Origin of the sequence: Micromonospora sp. AMSO12t (genome assembly GCF_008806585.1) — a bacterium.
GTDB classification, from domain to species: domain Bacteria; phylum Actinomycetota; class Actinomycetes; order Mycobacteriales; family Micromonosporaceae; genus Micromonospora; species Micromonospora reichwaldensis.
Map to the genome: position 1 here is coordinate 1 of NZ_WAAS01000474.1, position 1,973 is coordinate 1,973.

Annotated in this window: 2 protein-coding genes and 1 pseudogene; all 3 read right to left on the reverse strand. The window is 71.7% G+C overall.

Annotated features, from left to right (window positions below):
* Positions 1 to 82: 82 nt before the first annotated feature.
* Positions 83 to 553 carry a DUF4913 domain-containing protein gene (locus tag F6X68_RS32385; RefSeq protein ID WP_225852566.1) on the reverse strand — a complete coding sequence of 157 codons (471 nt, stop codon included), beginning with the start codon at positions 551 to 553 and terminating at the stop codon, positions 83 to 85.
* A gap of 41 nt (positions 554 to 594) precedes the next feature.
* Positions 595 to 1,662, reverse strand: coding sequence for a hypothetical protein (locus F6X68_RS33795; protein WP_192581645.1), 1,068 nt, complete (start codon positions 1,660 to 1,662; stop codon positions 595 to 597).
* A gap of 18 nt (positions 1,663 to 1,680) precedes the next feature.
* Positions 1,681 to 1,973 (reverse strand): annotated as a pseudogene (locus F6X68_RS32395) (relaxase); the annotation flags it as partial.

A 1,973-nucleotide genomic window follows, 5' to 3' on the forward strand; every position in this document is an offset into this window, starting at 1 on the left:
CCCGGCGTCGACCGTTCGACCCCCAGTTCCGTGCCGCCAGGACGAGTGTCGAGGACCAGCGGGTAGAGGAAGGCCCCTGTGCCTACTTGGTATCCCACCAGTCCCACCACTGCTCCGGCGCTTGCTCAAAGGCAGCAACGGTAGGCGCCTTGTGTCGGGCAGTGCTGCCGTCGATGCCGGGGGCGCAGGAGCGGAATGGCCCGTCGGGGCCGAGCAGCATCGGCAGGTGGTGGTCCAGTTCGCGCAGCCAGCCCAGCATGCCGGTCATCTCGAGCCGGGCGTGTTCCCAGCCGTACCACAAGGCGGTCAGCCGTGTGATGGCTTCGTCGTGGCGCCACCACTGCTCGCACCAGTGCCACCGCACCAGCCCAACCTCGCCGACCGGCCGGGGAAATCCCGGCAGGAGGTAGTCGCGGACCCACTCCTCAACAGTCCCGTATACCGGTGGTTGTCCCTGCCCGCCGTCGCTGCCCGCGCGGTCGGCGACAAACTGCTGAAGTTCGGCGACCTGCTTGGCCAACAGCGCAACTTGAGCTGTGAGGTCCTCTGTCATCCCGTCCACCTCGCCGAAGGGACTTGACGTTTCCGCGCTAGTCATCGAGTCGCCGCCCGAACCTGCTCCGGTACCACGGTCGCCGGCCGCTTGGCAGCCACGAGGGAATCCACCTTTCCGCCGACTACCAGCGGAGCGAAGGTCTCGCCCAGGCGACGTTGCTGGGCTGCGGCTTCTTCGTGGCCGGCCGAGCCGTAGTGCTTGGCGGCCACGACGAGCCCCTCGGTGTGTTCGTCGGCTGCGGTGCGTGGGTAGTCCGGCGTCCCGGCGACGGCGCGGGCCCGCGCCCGCTCCTCGTCCGCGCGTGCCAGCAAGTCGTGGTCGGCGGCATCGGCGACCACCGGCGTCAGTGCACCTGCCTTGCGGGCCTGACCCACGTACTGGCGTGCCAGTCCGAGACCGTCCGCCGCCGGCGCTCGGCCGCTGGAGCGCAGGTCACGCTGTAGCCGGTCCAGCGCCTCGGGACTGACGTCGGCGAGCAGCCCCACTGCTTCAGCGCGTACGGCGGCGTCCAGGTCGTTGAGCGCCTGCCCACCAGCGGGTAGCGCCTTCCCGTTTGCGCCGGCGCGCAGCTTCGGGCCCTCCGGGCCACCGTGTGGTCGCGCCGCTCTGCCGCTGGCGCCGGCCCTCGTCGCTTCGCTCTCCCAGACCTCGTGGGCCGCGGCGCGGGCGGCGTCGGGGGCGGACTTTCCAGCCGCCCGCTGCCGGTCGTACGCGGCCCGCCACTGCGGGTGCAACTCGCCCAGGCGGTCCAGTGCGAGCCCCGCGAGCTTCTGAGCGACGGGGTCGCTGGCGGCGGCGTGCACCGTCGCGGTACGCCATACCTCGGCCACCTCGGTGAGGGTTGCGTCCTTCAGCCACGAGCCGTCGACCCGGCGGGCGAGTCGCTCCCGGTCGGCACGGACGGAGTCGCCGAGCCGGGCGGCGGCGCGGCTGGCCGCCTCGGCGGCCCGCTCCCGGCCGGCGGCACGTTCCTCCTCGGCCGCCTTGCGCTGGATGCCCACTGCGGCGAAGCGGGCGACGGCTTCGCTGAGGGTGGAAACGACGCCGAAGAACTGCATCGCCTTCTGTCTGGCCTCGTCGACCGGGTCATCGTGCTGCGGTTGCATGATGCTGGGCTCCTTCCGCTAACGGGTCCGCATCGCGCGGCGGGCACTGTCCACTGTGTGGCTGGTCGTTGCCGCCACCGTGAGCGGCGTCGTTACCGGCCGCTGCCCGCCGGCGGCAAGGGCCCGGAGCTGCCGGGCCGCATCCCGGGCTGCCTGCGCCTGGTGCAGCCGATGCTGAGCAGTACGGAGGTACTCCAGCGCGTCGGCAAGCCGGGCCATGTCGAGCACCAGCGCCATCGCAGCGACCGAGTCCTCGTCTCCGGCAATGCGACCCATGAGCGCTACCAGCCGCGACATCGCCCTCAGTTCGT

Bases quoted from the DNA above. Each gene is read 5' to 3' on its own strand.
- F6X68_RS33795 (WP_192581645.1), bottom strand. From the start codon at position 1,662: ATGCAACCGCAGCACGATGACCCGGTCGACGAGGCCAGACAGAAGGCG.
- F6X68_RS32385 (WP_225852566.1), bottom strand. From the start codon at position 553: ATGACAGAGGACCTCACAGCTCAAGTTGCGCTGTTGGCCAAGCAGGTC.